Below are 16735 nucleotides of genomic sequence, written 5' to 3'. Positions count from 1 at the left end.
TATTTTAACAAATCTCTTTCACTTACCTTATTTATAATATAATATTTTTATTCAGCAACTAAAAAAGCAAAATTCTCTTTCAAAATTAGGTGGAACACACGATGGTCGAACTAAGTACCTTAGACTGGGCAGTGCTAGCAGGATTTTTTGTCCTGTTACTAGGCGTTGTCGTGATGTCTATGCGACAAAAAGAAGAAGACACCGCTGATTACTTTTTAGCGGGTCGTAATGCAAGTTGGTTAGTGATTGGTGCCTCTATTTTCGCATCAAACATTGGCTCGGAACATTTGGTGGGCCTTTCAGGTTCAGGTGCACAATCGGGTATGGCACTGGCTCACTGGGAAATGCAATCGTGGATCATTCTACTACTCGGTTGGATTTTCGTACCTTTCTATTGGAGTAGTAAAGTCTACACCATGCCAGAGTTCCTAGAGCGCCGCTTTAACTCTAAATCACGTACCTTCTTGTCTGTTATCTCATTGATTAGTTATGTATTAACCAAGGTTGCAGTAACGGTTTATGCCGGCGGTATCGCATTTAAAACAATCTTGGGTATTGAGAGCATTTGGGGCATCGACTTCTTCTGGATTTCAGCGATTGGCGTTTAGTGGTTATCACCGGTATTTATACGGTGCTTGGCGGTATGAAAGCCATTATGTGGACCTCCGTGTTGCAAACTCCGGTGCTCATTATTGGCTCCTTAGTCATATTAGTTGTTGGTTTAGATAAAGTAGGTGGCTGGGAAGAAGTTGAGCGTATCAACGATGCTAATATGCACCTTATTCGCAGTGCTTCAGATGCTGAATTCCCTTGGCCTGGCATTGTATTTGGTTCATTCATTATTGGTTTTTGGTATTGGTGTACCGACCAATACATCGTACAACGTGTTTTATCCGCAAAAGGCATTAAAGAAGCGCGTCGCGGTACCATGTTTGCTGGTTACTTAAAATTACTTCCTGTATTTATCTTCTTAGTGCCGGGTATGATTGCCTATGCATTAAATGCTAAAGGTATTATTAGCTATGAAAGTGCTGACCAAGCCTTCCCAACTTTAGTTGCTGAGCTATTGCCAGCAGGTGTTAAGGGGATTGTAATCGGTGGTTTAGTTGCAGCACTAATGAGTTCTTTAGCATCATTATTTAACTCATCAGCAACCTTATTCACCATTGATTTTTATAAGAAATTCAAACCTGAATCATCTGAGAAACACCTTCTTAAGGTAGGTCGAATTGCCACTATCGTGATTGTTGTATTAGGCCTTTTATGGATACCCGTCATGAGCTTAATTGCCGATGTGCTTTATGAATATCTGCAAAGTGTTCAGTCTCTTATTGCACCGGGCATTGCTGCGGTATTCTTACTCGGTTTATGTAGTAAACGCATCACTCCAACAGCGGGTTTTGTGGGCTTAGTATCAGGTTTTGTACTGGGTATGATCCGCTTAGTGTTGCTGCCATTTAAAGATGATTTAGCAGGTTCATCATTTGCGTGGATCACCACGATGAACTGGTTGTATTACTGTATTCTGCTATTTGTCATCGTGGTCGCCATTATGATTGTGGTGAGTATTTTCACCAAGCAAGCAGACGAAGAACAATTGAAAGGTCTTACTTTCTCAAGTCTAGATAAAGCAACCATGAAAGAAGTGGCTGCCGGCTTAGATAAGTGGGACTACATTCATACTGCGGGTATTATTGGTATTACTGCCTTTATTTACTACCGCTTCTGGTAATCGTTCGTTCCCAAGTTGTAGGGCGCCAATTGGCGCCCTTTTTTAGTCTGCTCGTTCAGGTGAGAACACTGGAAAGCCGTTTTTATCCCACGTAATAATGCGGGCTCGCGCATGGCGATTTGGATCTGTCAGTGGTGTGCCTTTCAGCTCTTTATAGTCACGACTGTGATAAATCATTAAATCGGTTACCCCATCTTCAGCTTTCACAAAACTGTTGTGTCCAGGACCAAAACGACCCAACTCAGCATTGGTAGTAAACACTGGCTCTGCCTTTTTATGCCAGCTAGCAGGATCAAGTAAATCAGCATTCACATCTGCCCATAGTAAGCCCATTGCATATCGATGATCGGTAGCGCTGGCTGAATAAGTGACAAATATTTTATCGCCATGAGTGATAACAGCAGCACCTTCGTTTACCTTGTAACCTTGCACTTCCCAATCAAGAGTTGGCTCAGTAATCGCGATAATAGGCTCTTTAATTGATGTTGGTGAGTCCATTTCAGCTAACCATAAAGCTGAGTTATAGGTTGCAGGCTGGTTTTGCTGCGCCCAAATCATGTAACGCTTACCCTTATGCGTAAAACTTGTTGCATCAAGCGAAAAACTATCCAAGTGGCTGGTGACTTGACCCATTTCTTGCCACTCACCTTGCATTGGATCAGCACTGTCGTTTTTAAGTGCATACATACGAATACTGAACGGTTTTTCGATATCACCTGCGGCAAAGTAGATATACCAACTACCATTAATCTGATGTAGCTCTGGAGCCCAAATATTGACACTCATTGAACCTTTATCACGCTTTTGCCAAATAACCTTCGGCTCAGCTAATTTTAAATCGTTTAAGCGACAAGCTTGGCGCAGCTCAATTTCATCAAATTTCGGCGAACTACCTATAAACGTATAACAGCCACTTTTTTCATCACGAACTAACCAAGGATCAGCACGTTTAAGTACGATCGGATTATCAATAGGTGCAAGAGTCTTGCTACTATTAGCATCAGCAAGGGCTGACAATGACGAGGCGCTTAACGCACTAAGAAGCGTTAGCCGAGATAATTTTTTGAGCATAATGTGTCCTGTAATTCGTCTCGATTTTATTGTTAATATTGTATTACATATTATATAGTAGCTGAATGAACACAAGAGTTAAAACAACAAAAGGTATTCAAGCATGAGACCCGTAAGTAACGTGACACACGCAATGAAGTGGCTTTCAACAGGGCTACTTTTTTCTGCCGCAGCCGTATCTGCAAAACAAGTTGAAGTACACGATCCGGTAATGACCAAAGAAGGCGACACGTACTATGTCTTTAGCACAGGCCCGGGCATTACCTATTATGAGTCGAAAGATTTAACCAACTGGAAACTTACCGGCCGCGTTTTTAAAGATGAGCCAAGTTGGGCAAAGCGTATTTCACCAAGTTTTGATGGCCACTTATGGGCACCCGATGTGTACGAGAAAAATGGTAAGTTTTACCTTTATTACTCAGTCTCTGCATTTGGCAAAAACACCTCAGCAATTGGTGTAACGGTTAACGAAACCCTTGACCCATCATCACCTGATTACAAGTGGATTGATTACGGCATTGTGGTTGAATCTGTGCCTGAGCGTGACGATTGGAACGCTATCGACCCTGCCATTATCGAAGATGACAATGGTACACCGTGGATGAGCTTTGGTTCGTTCTGGGGTGGTCTTAAACTAGTACAACTTGATGATGACATGGTGCGCTTAGCAAAACCTGAAAAATGGCATCACATTGCGAGTCGCCCAAACACGGAACATGGCCCAATTGAAGCACCTTATATCTTTAAAAAGAACGACTATTACTACCTATTTGTTTCGTTTGATAAATGCTGCCGTGGCGTAGAGAGTACTTACAACGTACGCGTAGGTCGCAGCAAAAACATCGAAGGCCCATATTTAGATCAACAAGGTCGCTCTATGGTTGATGGCGGTGGCAGTTTAGTTATTGAAGGTAATAAAGATTGGGCAGCCCTTGGTCATAATGCTGCGTACACCTTTGATGGCAAAGACTATTTAGTATTACACGCCTACGAAACAGCCGATAACGGCGTGCAAAAGCTACGTATTTTACCTATGAGTTGGAAAAACAATTGGCCGGTTGTTAACCCAGCCGACCTAAATAAGCTCAAAACTAAGCTTAAGAAGTAATTATTCAACACACAAAAAACCTGCAAAATTGCAGGTTTTTTATTTGCTTTAATGACCTCGTTTGAGGTTGAAAGTAGGTGTTATCAACTAAAATCAACCAAGGTAATATCAACAAGCATGGGGCTATGGCAGCCTTGTTGATGTTTTTCTTCAATAAATACGCTGTACACATCACGCGCCAGATGCGCAGGTATTAGCACTTCAAAGCGACTGCCTTTATTCATTAATTGCAATGCTTCTTGCAAGCCCACTATCGCCTCTGCAATTTCGTACTCTACAGCAGCGCCTTGCTTGCGAGTATCAAATAACACCCGACCATTTGTAAGGGTAACGCGTTGATGCACAGTCACAGTAGCATCCCAACTAGGTTTATCCCCCTGACCTTGCTCAATCACTCGATAACCAAGCCCTGTGGGTGTTTGGTAAAAACTGTGTTGCTCAGCGCTGTTATCTAAAAGCGACGGTAAAACATGCTCTTTAGCCGTCGCAAACACATTGTTGCTTAACATAGCCAACTCTTTATTGTGCGTTGATTAAACGAATACCATAGATACCACCGGCAACAGAGTCTTTGTCGGCAGCAAAACGTAAAGTAAGCGTTTTCGACTTTTTCATTGCTTCTGTTAATGGGTAATCAATGGTGTAGAACTCATCCGTTGGTTTACCTACAGGCAAACTAACTCCAGCTAATTGCTCACCATTTAAATTAATTGAGAAATGACGGTTCACATCGCCAATAAAATAGCGAATACGCAAAGCAACCGCTTTTTGTTCTGGGTTACTAAGCTGATACTCAAACCAACCTGTCGCATCGCGCCAATGATGACCATTATTAACACCTGCGCGGGTTCCCTCACCTTTAAAGTCGTGTTCGACTTCAGGTTGTTGCTCACCCGGTGTAATTTGATCAACGGTTAATAAACGAAGCTGTTCTTTCGCTTGCTCAGCCGCTTTTGCATCGGCAACAAATTGCGTGAACTCAGCTTCACTTTGCTGCGGCCAATACACTTGATAGCGACTATCGTGTAAGCGGAAGAACGGAATTAGCTCTGTGCTCTTTGTGTTATCGATACCTTGCTTGGCAATCGCCACATTTTTATCGGCGATAAATGCGAGCTCTTGGCCCGGTTTACGAGTGAGATCGGCAATAAACTTTTCTGGCTCACTCAGCATGATTGGCAGAGCTTCTGGCGGACAAGTCGGCCCTGCGGCAATGTGGCCCATGCGGCTATTGTCAGCAACAAAGTTAAGCTGCTCATTTGCAAATGCTTGTACTTTAGTGGCCATTACAACAGGCCCATACATCACAGAGTAATAATGCTGACCATCAGGTAGCTGCTCAGTATAAAGCTTAGGACTAAGTTCAAAAGCAAGCTTGTCACCGCTTTGCCAAGCATGGCTGATACTGTAGTAACCATCTTTTTCGGTTGCGCTTACAGCTTGTCCATTTAAAGTAAAGCTCAGCTCACCTTGCTGCCAAGACGGTTTACGAATATGAATTACCGACTCAGTGCTTTGCCCCTCAGACAAACGATTCACGGTCAGTGAGACCTTGTTATCATCTGGGAATTGGCTGTCTTGCGTGATCTGCAAACCCTGCTGTTGCCAATTTAACGTGCTTGGAATAAACAAGTTCACCCATAGCTCTTTACCGGTATTGCTATAAATCAGCTCACCATATTTGCTGTGATTCTCAATACCTGAGCCTACACAACACCACATTGAATCTTGCACTGACGAATACATGCGGTAATGCCCAGGGCGCATTGAGGTAAAGTAAACAAGACCACCATGCTCTGGGTGTTGTGACGATAAAATATGGTTATATGTGGCGCGCTCATAATAGTCTAAATAGCGCGTATCACCGGTTTTTAAGAACAATAACTTACTCAGTTTCATCATGTTGTAAGTGTTGCAGGTTTCTGGGCCTTCAACATCTTCAACCATCGGCGTAAAGTCACTTTTATCATGAAAATGCTCACGTACCGAGTTACCGCCAATTGATACTGAGCGCTCTTGGCTGACTATTTTCCAGAAAAAGTCAGCACCTTGCTGCCATGCTTTATCATCGCTGGCATTTGCGACCTTCAACATACCAATAATTTTTGGAATTTGCGTATTGGCATGCAGGCCCGTTAACTTATCTTCTTTGTGTAATAAGGGTTCAATAATGATGTTATGAGAGAACTGACGCGCTAGTTTTAAGTAACGCTCATCGTCACTAATAAAGTACATATCAGCAAACACATCATTTAAGCCACCATGCTCTGAATACAACATTTGTTGAACTTGTTCATCAGTTAGCTTAGCAGTGGTCGCTAAGAACCATTCACCTAACTTAAATAGCATTTGTTTGGCTTTATCACTACCGGCTACATCGTATGCATCACGCAAGCCATGGAAGATTTTATCTATGTTATAAAGCGGTACCCAGCGGTCATTTAAGCTGAATAAATCGGCTTTGATTTCACCCTTTTCAATCTGCTGCCACATTTCATCGCCATTTGGGATTCCGCCTAAGTAACCACCAGTGACTTGCTGGGCGCGATCCAACTCGCTTAGCATATAATCTAAACGCTGCTTTAATTCTTCGTCACCTGTGGCTGCCCATGCAAGGCTCAAGGCTGAAAGATAATGACCGCCAATATGCCCATCAAGGCCTGTGCTTTCCCAGTTGCCATAGTTAGGCGCTTTTGGCTTAAGGCCAGCTTCACGCAGATAAGGAGCAAGCAGCTGATCTGGATGAAGTGCTAATAAATAACGCACATTCGTTTGCTGCGCATGTAAAAACGGGCTGGCGTTTAAACTTACTTGGTTTAGGGCAAATAAATGTTGTTCGCTGGTATGTTCAGCATGCTCCACAGCAGCAGTTTGTTTACTGTCTGTAGGCTGCTCACTGCAACCGGTCACAGTTAAAATTGCAGCGCAAACGCTTGCTAAATAGCTAACCTTGAATGTGTTCATACTGTTGTCTCCCAGCGAATTGTTATTTTAAAGAGCAAAGCGCACACACTTATTTAGTGTGTGCGTTTAAAGGATGGTTATTTTGGTAGGCGTTTATGAATAACCATATCCGTATAGTACTCATCGGTAATTTTGTATTTTTTCAAAATCAAACCAAGTAAGGCGTGGAATACACCCGGAATGATAGTTAGCATCAGTGCTAAGCCCATAAGGGTAAATTCAGTTTGCTCAACGTTAGGCTTGTACTCAAAGAATGCCAGTAATAAACCACCTGCTAAGCCAGCTAAGCCACCCCCTGCTTTTTGGCAGAATGAAATACCACCAAATGATAGGCCCGATGCACGAACGCCGTCTTTAATTTCACCGTAATCTACAGCTTCAGCAATGGCAGACCAGAACACTGGTGCATGTAAATCAACAACAAATGACAAGATGATATAAAGCACAAACGCCATCATTACATCACCCGGTTGCACCACAAAATACATTAGCAATGAGATGAATAGCACGGCGATTTGTGATTGACGGAATAGCTTCATTTTACAGTAACGCTGGGTGATCCACGTACTTGCCACCATAGAGACAATAGATGCTGCAATACCCGCACTGGTAAAGGCACCCGCTAAATCTGGTACACCTAAGTAATAGGTTGCGTAATACATAGCAACACTGCCACGAATCGCATAGCCAAGCGTACCAAGCACACATGCTGCACACAGGAGTAACCATTGGTCGTTTTTAATAAGTACTTTTAATTGTGTAAGTACACCTTCGGTTTGTGGCTCATGGGTAATACGTTCGCGAGTAGTAAAAAAGCAAAACAAAAATAGTGCTACGGCACAAGCCGATACTAATGCCATTGCCAGTTTATAACCATACGACAAGCTGCCATCTCCCCAATATGAGGCAAGCAGCGGTACTGAAAATACGATCACCACATTGGCAATCTTAGCGAAGAACATACGGTAGCCATTAGCTGACAAACGCTCTTTAGGATCGGCAGTTAATACACCAATGTAAGAGATATAAGGGATAGCAACACCGGTAAACATCAAGGTCGCAAACAAGTATGTGGCATAAGCCCAAGCTAACTTCATGTTGTAGTCGAAATCAGGCGTGGTAAATAACAGTACGACCGACAAACCATATGGCACAGATAAAAATAAGAACCAGTGACGGAACTGACCCCAACGGGTTTTCACTTTATCGGTGATCACCCCCATTAAAGGGTCGGTAAAGGCATCAACAAAACGCGCCACTAAAAACAACACACCCATATCAACCGGATCAAGCCCGTAGATATCGGTGTAAAAGAAAGACATAAAATAGAATAACGCTGCAACCATGACATTTACTGCCATGTCGCCGGCACCAAAGCCGACCTTTTCTACAACGGATAACTTTTGAGATTCCATACAACAACACCCTAATTGGTCAATAATGAGCCGCCGCTCACTATTTCAAGCAATGCTAAAAAGTTTTCAACACTGCGTATCAAATAAATTTACAGCCTTAGATATTACACAGCTTGGTCATTGCGTTCGTTATTTTTGTAAATTTAATGCTAATCTAATTAATAGTATTATCATACTTATTAAATCGCAACTCTTTTCGACCGATGGTTTGGTTTATAAAAACCAATAAAAAACCCCAGCAAAGCCGGGGTTTTTAGGTCTATAAAAGAAATTTAGAAAGAGTAACGTGCGCCTAGTGCGAATGTACGTGAGTAGATACCGTTACCAAAGTTAAATAGGTTGTCGTTACCTTCACCGTAGTAGCTTTGATATACGTCATCTAGGATGTTCGTTGCATCAAAGGTTACGACAAAGTCATCATTCACATTGTAGCTAAATTGGAAATCTAAGCTTTGCTCAGGGCGATTCCAGAATTGAATCGGGTTAGCAAAGATTGCCGCTTCGTTACCTGTGTAGAACTCAGAACGCCATACATAAGATAAACGCATGTCGAATGAATCACGCTCGTAGATACCTACGATGCTGTACGATTCATCAGAAACACCTGACATTTGCGATTTAACATATTCGGTTACTTCTCCTGCTTCGTTAAAGTCTGGAGTTTCTTGTGATGAATCAAGCATGGTAAAACTAGCTTGTACACCAAAACCATTTAACAGCTCAGGTAAGTTTTCAGGAAAATAAACTGCACCAAGCTCAAAACCCGAAAGCTCTCCGCTTGAAGCATTTACAGATGTACTGATAACGTACGGTCTTGTTTGACCATCATTACCTTCAAGAACTTCTGTCTTACGCCCTGGTAACACTAAACCTTCGATTTCACGCTTAAAGTAAGCAGCGTAAATAGAGCTTGTATCTGCGAAGTACCACTCAAGTGATAAATCATAGTTCTTTGACTCTGTTGGTTGTAAATTAGAATTACCACCCGTTCCTGTACCATAAGGATTGTCAGTTAATGGGTCTTGTAATCTTACAACCGTGTTCAGGTCAGCAAAGTTAGGCATACGCAGTGTTTCTGTATATGCTACACGACCCACTACGTCATCCGTGATGTTCCAGTTAAGTACTAAGCTAGGCAAAATCTTATCTGTTTTATTCTTGCCTGTTGTAAGTTCACCATTTTTTTCTGGATCATAAAACTTCATATCTTGCTCATAGTTCACGTAACGTAAACCGAATTCACCACTAATATCCTCTGTTATAAAGAAATTAGTTGTTGCATAAAATGCATACGAAGTTTCGTCAATATCAAAAGTTGTCGCTAAATCCTCGACTTCAGCACCATAGACCTGGCGAACAACATCTGCATTTTTCAGTAAATAACTGCCATCAGCTGTAATAAAGCTATTAAATACATCGGCGCGACCATCAAAGTAATCATCTACTTGAAAAATTAAGCCACTTCCGTCTCCAGACGCCCCTGCAGCAACTAACTGCTCTATAAGGCTAGCAACTGAAGTGTTTCCAATACCTTCATCATCAGTTCTAGTAAACTCTTGTGCGGAGCGGTTTTCGAAACGGCCACCGAATTTAACTTTATCTATGAAAGTACCACCAAGGAGATACTCACTATCTACTGTAAAACTAATCGAATCGCCGCTGTTTCCGCCACCATTGTCATAAATAGTACCTGCATTCCAGTTTTCGATAGCGGTCATATCTGCTTCGTTTACCGCAGTGTTTGGATCATCCCAAAACGCGATGCCTGGTACGCCGTCTTTGTCGTTGAAATCTACATCAAGTCCTGTTGATACACGGTCAAAACGCATTGCGAAGAAATCTGTTTTATACTCACTGTCTTGATAAACAACTTCAGTATTAATAGTTAGGTAATCGCTTGCTTGCCACTCGGCACCTAGCGCATATAAGTAGCTATCTGTTTTACCATATGAAAAGTCACCGCTTTGGAAACCACCAGCACCAATCGCTTGCTTTTCTTTAATAACGTTAGTGCCATCAAACACAGTTGGGGTTTCAATAAAGCCGTTACCGTTTTCAAACGTATTTGAGAACCACATCGCATTTTGCGATTCGTTTTCGTAACCTGTATAGAAGCCTTCAGCTGTGATTTCTAGAGTTTCATCTGGTGCCCACTGTAAAGATACAGATGCAGCAGGACGCTTACGAAGACCTGTAAATGAAGTACCAAAAATTGCATCACGTGCTAATAAATATTCCGTTGGAACTCCTTCAATATCAAGGGTAGAGCCTGGCGACGTAGGTAAGCCATTTTCTAAACCACCTTGCCAGATTAGGTTATCTCGCGAGTCACGATTTGGAATTCTAGAGTATGGCGAGTAGTTATAATGTGGTTTATCAGTAAAGAATGGGAATACAGCACCTGCTGTGATGGTGTCATCGCGGTAATGTGTTTCAGCATAAGAAATATTGAAAAGTGCGCCAAACTCACCAGCGCCGTCGATTTCCCAACGGTTAGAAAGTAACGCACTGATATTTGGATCAACTTCATCTGGTTGATCTGAGTAAATCGCACGTGCCGCTAAAACAACTTTTTCACCTTCGAAGTTGAAAGGACGGTGGGTTTTGATATCGATCGCACCTGCGATACCACGTTCAATTTGATCCGCCGAACGGGTTTTATAAACTGTTACACCCGAAAGTAAACTTGCAGGTATGTCTTGCAGCGCCACATCACGACCCGCACCTGTAAAGATAGCACGGCCATTCACTGTGGTATTAACATCAGTAAGACCACGGATTGAAACCGCACTTACTTCACCAGCACCACGGCCTGTTGTTTGTACACCTGTCACACGTTGTAGTGCTTCAACTACGTTGTTATCAGGGAATTTACCAATATCTTCAGCAACAATTGCATCCACGATTTGAACGCTTGCACGTTTTTCATCTAGCGCTTTGTTTAAACTGCCGCGAATACCTGATACTTGAATAACTTCCATCTCATCGACGTTATTCTCAGGAGTTTTTGGTGCTTCCTCCTGTGCAAAAGCAAATTGACAGGTAAATGCCATAACTACAGCACTGGCTATGTGTGTTCTTTTAAACATAAGCGGTGTTCTCCAAATTATAGTTATATCGGTCCGCTGAACTTTCCCCATTCAGTTACCGAAGAGTGACCACTGCATTGTGCATCGTGTGTTGTCAAAACGGTGCGCGAGTGTGTCTACATTTTATTATGTTAATACATTGCTGCCCGAACTTTAATCATATTGTATGATTATTTAACAGTCAACTCAAAAAGCCAAATTAAAATTAGTGCCATAGTGTTTACAAAAAACGTTGTAATTATAACACGTTACAAACTAAAAAAGGGCTGCGTTTTTATCTTGGGAATTTATGTAGACCCATTATTATCAGTCACTTAGCATTTATTTGTTTGCTTGTTTTATTTGTCTTTTGTTCATCCAGAGCAACAAAAAAGGGCTAACAAGTTATTTACCTGGCGTTTTTTGATGCTACTATGATAAAAATACAATAATACAATATAGAGTTATTTTTTGCTGCACTTTTACTGGTTTGTTTCGATGTAAACAATCAGTTACTCAGTATAATCAGGCATACACTGTGTATTATCTGGTCATTCAGAGCGAGCTCTAAGTACAAAAGCTGCAGTTCGAACAACAATTATTAGTCACAGAGGACACTCATGAAGAAATTGAAAGCGTTAGCGCTGCCATTGCTTTTTTCGAGCAGCTTAGCCGTTGCACAAAACCCATTATTCACCGATGTATTTACTGCAGATCCAGCAGCACTTGTTCACAATGACACCGTATACCTTTATACAGGTCATGATGAAGCACCTAATAATGATGTGTTTTTTGAAATGCACGACTGGTTAGTCTTTTCATCAACAGACATGGTGAACTGGAAAAAACACGGCCCAATCATGAAAGCAACCGACTTTAAATGGGCTAAGGGCGAAGCATGGGCTTCACACATGATTGAGCGTGATGGCACTTTCTATTTCTTTACAACCGTTCGTCACAACGACACAAAACCAGGTTTTGCAATTGGTGTTGCGACGTCTAAATCACCAACAGGTCCATTTAAAGACGCGATTGGCCATGCATTGGTTACCGATGATATGACCAAGCATACGTCAAATGATTGGGACGACATCGACCCTGCTATTTATACAGAAGAAAACGGCGATACTTACATGTTCTTTGGTAACCTAATGCCAAAATACGTAAAGCTAAGCGACGACTTACTGTCTCTTGATGGTGAAATTAAAACGCTAGATTTACCAAACTTTACCGAAGCGTTATGGGTTCATAAGAAAAACGACAACTACTATGTATCGTACGCATGTGAGTTCCCTGAGAAGATCTGTTATGCCATGAGTAAAAGCATTCATGGTAGTGGGAATATAAAGGTATTTTGAATGAAATCGCAGGTAACAGCGAAACCAACCACCAATCAATCATCGAGTACAAAGGTAAAGACTACTTTATTTACCATACTGGTGCTGTACCACCGATTGATGGCAAACCAAGTGGCGGTCGTTTTCGTCGCTCAGTGGCGATTGAGCCACTTTACTACAACGAAGATGGCACACTTAAACGTATTATCATGACCACTGAAGGTCTAAGTAAACAAGACAAGTAATATCAAAAAGGGCTCTTTAAGAGCCCTTTTTAATGTTCAAATGTAATACAAATAAACAAATTTAACGGAAAATCCTCTCTTTCAGATAAGTAAAAAACTTCCCTAATAGCGCAAAAATACCGAAAAAAACGCCAAAAATGACAACTTGAGAAAATTAAAATCACACTGTACATATTGTAAACACTGATACTTCATGTTTACATACCAATTACCTTTGCAAAAGTATTTGCACATTTTAAATCATACTATAAAATTACAATACTACGTTCTTATTAGTTTGATATAGGCACGCGGCAATTTTATTGACAACAATCGAATAAAAAAAATGAATCCCAGTTTCAAGAGGACACATAAAATGAAATTAAATAAATTAGCCATGGTCATAGCCTGCTCTTTGGCTGTTACAGGTTGTGGCAAAGAAGATGGTACTAAGCTTGACACAGCACCAGCGGTTGCCGACCCGCAAAGTGCAAAACCGGCAGTAAGCAGCAGTGTTGAATACACTGAATCAGGTAGCGTAATGGTTACCAATGTAAGCGTGCACGATCCTTCTGTCGTTAAAGTTGACGACACTTATTATATTTTTGGTTCACACCTTGCTGCCGCTAAATCAACTGATCTCTTGAACTGGAAAATGATTTCGAGCCTTTCAGCTAACGCAGCCGTTAATGAAAGCCCATTATTCGATTACAACTACACAGGTGAAATTGCCGAAGGTATTGAGTGGACAGACGGCTTCACAGGAAACTGGGCTGCCGATGTAATCAAAGCACCAAATGGTAAATTTTGGTTCTACTATAACCATTGTGCACAAGACAACCCAGATACCGCAGATGTGGTTGATGAAGTATGCTGGAACCGCTCTTACCTTGGTTTAGCTGAAGCTGACAATATTGAAGGCCCATATAAAAACAAAGGTATTTTCTTACGCAGTGGTTATCGCTCAGAAGCTGAATTTACAGCTTACCCACTTGATAACGGCCAAACAACATGGAATGGTGCCGTTGATCCTAACGCAATCGATCCAGCGGCATTCTATGATGCTGACGGCAAACTTTGGATGGTTTACGGTTCATACTCTGGCGGTATTTTCGTGCTAGCAATGGACGAAGAAACGGGTATGCCAGAAGCGGCCAAGGCTATGGTAAAAAGCTAGTAGGCGGCGACTTCCGTGCAATGGAAGGTGCATTTGTTATGTACAGCCCAGAAAGTGAATACTACTACTTATTCTACTCAGTAGCTGGTTTTGCGCTAAATGATGGTTACAACATTCGTGTTGCTCGTTCTAAAACACCAGATGGTCCTTACCTAGATAACGCAGGCAACGATATTTCAACATTGGGCGGCTTAGAAGTTGGTGAAAAACTAATGGGCGGCTTTGAGTACACGCAAGAACTTGGCGAAACAGCACCAGCATGGGGCTACCAATCACCAGGTCATAACTCAGCTTACTACGATGAAGCGACAGGTCGTCATATCTTAGTTACGCATACGCGCTTCCCGCAAACATCGACTGAGTTCCCAACCATTTCAGAAGCGCACCAAGTTCGCGTACATGAAATGTTTATAAACTCATTAGGTTGGCCTATGGCTTCACCGCAGCGCTATGTGCCGCTAGAAGGCGACAACATGGTTGTGGCGGATGAACTTTATGGTTATTACAAATTTATCAACCATGGTAACGATGTAAATACAGATGCTATTCGTTCAATGCATATTGCTTTAAACGAAGATCACTCAGTAACCGGTGATGATCCAGGCATCTGGTACATGATTGATGACTCAAATATTAAGCTTGAGTTAGATTCAGGTACTTACTTTGGCGTGGCTAAATGGCAATGGGATGATGCAACTAAAGCAATGGCTGTTACTGTATCAGCTACATCAAGCGAAGGCGCTACCATTTGGGCAAGTAAACGAGATGAAATCACAGATACAGCAAACGTTCTGGGCACTGTTCAAGAAGCACTTGATATCAAAACTGAATTATCAATCGCTGACGAAGGCTACTCATTACCAACCAAAGGTAAAGACGGTGCTGCAATTAACTGGGAAAGTAGTGATGAATACTACATCACCAGTGAAGGCTCAGTATTCATTCCAACCCCAGATCGCGGTGATAAAGCGGTTACTTTAACGGCTAATATCTCTTTAAACGGCGAGAGCACAACCAAAACATTTAATGTAAACCTAGAAGCGCGCCCAGAATTTAAAAATGCGATTGCACACTATGCATTTGAAGATTCACTCAGTGATGGTTTAGGTAACCTGGATGATGCGGGTGTAACAGATAACAACCTATTAAATGTGGGTGCTGGTACAGCTGCATACGCAGAAGGTAAAACAGGTAAAGCATTTAACTTTGACGGTGCAACGGGCGTACGTTTACCTGATGAGTTAGTAACAGGTGATGAGTACACTATTTCGTACTGGTTTAAGCCAACAGTACTGACTAACTTCACGCCTACATTCTTCGCATCAACGTCTGATGCACGTTGGATGAGCTTGATCCCAGGTAGTACACACTTTACAACAACACCAATGCTTTGGAGCCGCTATTTAGCTGATGATGGCACAGATATGTGGAACCAAATCATCTCTGACTCACCAGCGGTAATGGATTGGAATCATATTGCCATCACTTATGCTAATGGCACAGCAACACTTTATCGTGATGGTGTCCTTTCTGGTACTATGCCTCGCCCTGATTTTTTTAGCACACAAACAGGTAACTTTGCGCTGGGTGTGAACTACGGTTGGGACTTACCTTTCCAAGGTCAAATTGATGAGTTTATCGTCTATGACTACGCGCTAAACGGCCTAGATATTAATGGTGCGGCTATCAATAACCTGACAGATCCAACTAAATTCGAGAGCTTCATTACTGATGCGCTTGATTTAGGTGATGTTTCTGCAGTACGTGATAGCTTTGAATTACCACGAGTAGGTCCATTTGTATCTGGTATTAGCTGGACGTCAAACAACGAAGAGTACTTAAAACCGGTTAATGGCACAGCTGTTGTTACACAACCTAGCGCATCTGCTGGCGACCAAGTTGTAACATTAACTGCAACCATTAAGTACAAAGACTTTACGGATACTAAGTCATTCGATGTAACCTTAAAATCACTTGCACCTGCTGAATACAGCTTCGAAGGTGACCTAAGTGCATTAAACGGTGCGTATGCAGCGGGTAAATCAACGGGTGGTTTCATCAATAATACAGGCGGTAGCGTAAGCTATGTTGACGGTGTAATTGGTCAAGCAGTATTCCTAGAAGGTTCAGGTGTTCGTTTACCGGATAACCTAATCACGACTAATGACTACTCTGTATCTATGTGGCTTAAACCAGAAAGCTTCACAGATTACACAACAGCGTTCTTTGCCGGCGCAAGTGCAAACGCATGGTTAAGTTATGTACCATCAATGGCAGGCTCAGCGCTAACGCGTTTATGGGCAAATAACGGTGCCTTCTTCGATAATGCAGAACTAGATAGCCGTATTCCAGCAAAAGAATGGACACATGTTGCATTCACTGTTGATGGTACGAACGGTGATGTACTGAAGATGTATGTTAATGGTGAACTACAGCTAGAAACCGATGGCTTCCCACGTGTATTCACGGTTCCTGGTGAAACAAATGAGTTTGCTCTAGGTGTTAACTACTGGGATACGCCATACCACGGTGCTATCGATGAACTGAAAATTTTCAACGGTGCGATTAGCGCTGAAGAAATAAAAGCACTCTTTGATGCAGCTGCTGCACAAGAGTAACAAAGTGAGGTGAGCTGCCTC

10 protein-coding genes and 1 pseudogene are annotated in these 16735 nt (G+C 42.0%); 6 read left to right on the top strand and 5 right to left on the bottom strand.

All coding sequences use genetic code 11. The features are described from left to right. The first annotated feature begins 101 nt into the window (after window positions 1–101). Window positions 102–608 carry a sodium:solute symporter family transporter gene (locus tag ACRWSG_RS09455; RefSeq protein WP_462166140.1) on the top strand — a complete coding sequence of 169 codons (507 nt, stop codon included), beginning with the start codon at window positions 102–104 and terminating at the stop codon, window positions 606–608. Further along, a complete protein-coding gene (locus ACRWSG_RS09450; protein WP_462166139.1) occupies window positions 566–1732 on the top strand; it encodes a sodium:solute symporter family transporter in 1167 nt (388 codons plus the stop codon). Before ACRWSG_RS09455 ends, ACRWSG_RS09450 begins: the two co-directional genes overlap by 43 nt. Window positions 1733–1774: 42 nt before the next feature. Here ACRWSG_RS09450 and ACRWSG_RS09445 read toward each other — a convergent pair whose 3' ends face one another. Beyond that, complete coding sequence (locus ACRWSG_RS09445; protein ID WP_462166137.1) at window positions 1775–2803, bottom strand: glycoside hydrolase family 43 protein; 1029 nt, start codon at window positions 2801–2803, stop codon at window positions 1775–1777. A 133-nt stretch (window positions 2804–2936) separates the two neighbouring features. On the opposite strand from ACRWSG_RS09445, the gene ACRWSG_RS09440 reads away from it, so the two are divergent. Continuing rightward, window positions 2937–3911 (top strand): arabinan endo-1,5-alpha-L-arabinosidase, encoded by a 975-nt coding sequence (locus ACRWSG_RS09440; RefSeq protein ID WP_228482636.1) that lies wholly within the window; start codon window positions 2937–2939, stop codon window positions 3909–3911. Between the two features lie 83 nt (window positions 3912–3994). On the opposite strand, the gene ACRWSG_RS09435 is transcribed toward ACRWSG_RS09440, so the two are convergent. The 4 genes from ACRWSG_RS09435 to ACRWSG_RS09420 all read right to left on the bottom strand — a co-directional run bounded on the left by ACRWSG_RS09435 (window position 3995) and on the right by ACRWSG_RS09420 (window position 11379). Continuing rightward, on the bottom strand, window positions 3995–4420 hold the full coding sequence (locus ACRWSG_RS09435; protein WP_054552281.1) for an FKBP-type peptidyl-prolyl cis-trans isomerase: 426 nt from the start codon (window positions 4418–4420) through the stop codon (window positions 3995–3997). A gap of 10 nt (window positions 4421–4430) precedes the next feature. Beyond that, entirely contained in the window at window positions 4431–6875 is a 2445-nt protein-coding gene (locus ACRWSG_RS09430) for a glycoside hydrolase family 127 protein (RefSeq protein ID WP_054552280.1), read from the bottom strand. Window positions 6876–6952: 77 nt separating this feature from the next. Next, on the bottom strand, window positions 6953–8290 hold the full coding sequence (locus ACRWSG_RS09425) for an MFS transporter (RefSeq protein WP_054552279.1): 1338 nt from the start codon (window positions 8288–8290) through the stop codon (window positions 6953–6955). Window positions 8291–8562: 272 nt separating this feature from the next. Continuing rightward, window positions 8563–11379, bottom strand: a complete 2817-nt coding sequence (locus ACRWSG_RS09420; protein ID WP_462166136.1) for a TonB-dependent receptor — start codon at window positions 11377–11379, stop codon at window positions 8563–8565. A 599-nt stretch (window positions 11380–11978) separates the two neighbouring features. Between ACRWSG_RS09420 and ACRWSG_RS09415 the strand changes: the two are divergent. From ACRWSG_RS09415 to ACRWSG_RS09405, 3 genes and pseudogenes are all read left to right on the top strand, one after another. Further along, a pseudogene (locus ACRWSG_RS09415) lies at window positions 11979–12940 on the top strand (glycoside hydrolase family 43 protein). A 355-nt stretch (window positions 12941–13295) separates the two neighbouring features. Next, the gene (locus ACRWSG_RS09410) at window positions 13296–14096 is read left to right on the top strand and encodes a family 43 glycosylhydrolase (RefSeq protein ID WP_462166135.1); all 801 of its coding nucleotides are present in this window, start codon (window positions 13296–13298) and stop codon (window positions 14094–14096) included. 20 nt (window positions 14097–14116) lie between these two features. Then, entirely contained in the window at window positions 14117–16714 is a 2598-nt protein-coding gene (locus ACRWSG_RS09405; protein WP_462166134.1) for a LamG-like jellyroll fold domain-containing protein, read from the top strand. Window positions 16715–16735: the final 21 nt, after the last annotated feature.

It is taken from the genome of Pseudoalteromonas sp. GB43, assembly GCF_054923805.1.
Note: the sequence above shows the minus strand (reverse complement) of the source record. Positions and strands in the feature narration are given on the sequence as shown.